Origin of the sequence: Pseudomonas sp. MD195_PC81_125 (assembly GCF_014060985.1) — a bacterium.
Lineage (GTDB): Bacteria > Pseudomonadota > Gammaproteobacteria > Pseudomonadales > Pseudomonadaceae > Aquipseudomonas > Aquipseudomonas parakoreensis.
In genome coordinates, this window is the sequence record NZ_JABULD010000037.1 from 1 (window position 1) to 763 (window position 763).

At 57.7% G+C, this 763-nt stretch carries 1 protein-coding gene; it reads right to left on the minus strand.

What is annotated here, in order from left to right:
• Positions 1–167: 167 nt before the first annotated feature.
• A complete protein-coding gene (locus HT737_RS02170) occupies positions 168–542 on the minus strand; it encodes a hypothetical protein (RefSeq protein ID WP_095669117.1) in 375 nt (124 codons plus the stop codon).
• Positions 543–763 lie beyond the last annotated feature (221 nt).

Sequence of the window (763 nt, forward strand, 5' to 3'; positions counted from 1 at the left end):
AAAGTCCGTTCCGACGAAGTCGCGACCGTACGCAAGGAAGACTGACACCCCGCTTTACCTGTAGGAGCTGCCGAAAGGCTGCGATCTTTTGACTTTGATCTTAAAAACAAGATCAAAAAGATCGCAGCCTGCGGCAGCTCCTACAGGGAGAGCGTGATCTGTGTGGGTTATTCGAAAGCAGGCAGGCCCACAATGCTGTGATCACAGCTGAAATACTGTTCACCCCGGCGCGCCAGCTCGGCTTGCAGACGTCGGCAGCGCTCCAGATCCTGCTGGGTCATGCGGTCGATGCTCAGGTTGCCGGTGGCTTGCGCCTGTTTGTCGTCACCCCGCCGAAACGTCACGAACGGCTGTTCGGGCTGGATCTGAAACAGGCTTTTCTCTTCGACCGGTTCGATGGCTTCCGTCTTCGCCGGTTTCGGCAGTTGATCGCTACTGATGCCGTAACGGCTCAGAATCGAGGTTGGCGGCAGATCGGCCCAGGCATTGGCCGATAACAGCGCCAGTCCGACAAGTCCGACATACCCCTTGACCCTTCTCACGTGTGCATCTCCTGTACTCAATGGCGGCTGGCTATAGAACGTGTGGGCACGTGCTGGCTTTAGGCCGCTTTTGCTGTTTGCACAGCTTTTGAGTCAGGGTGTGGCTATCGAGTCACTTTTGATACCAGGTTGTGGCGAGGGAGCTCGCTCCCGCTTCGAGCGCGTAGCGCTCACAAAATCTTCAGGGCCGCTTCGCGACCCAGCGGGAGCAAGCTCCCTCG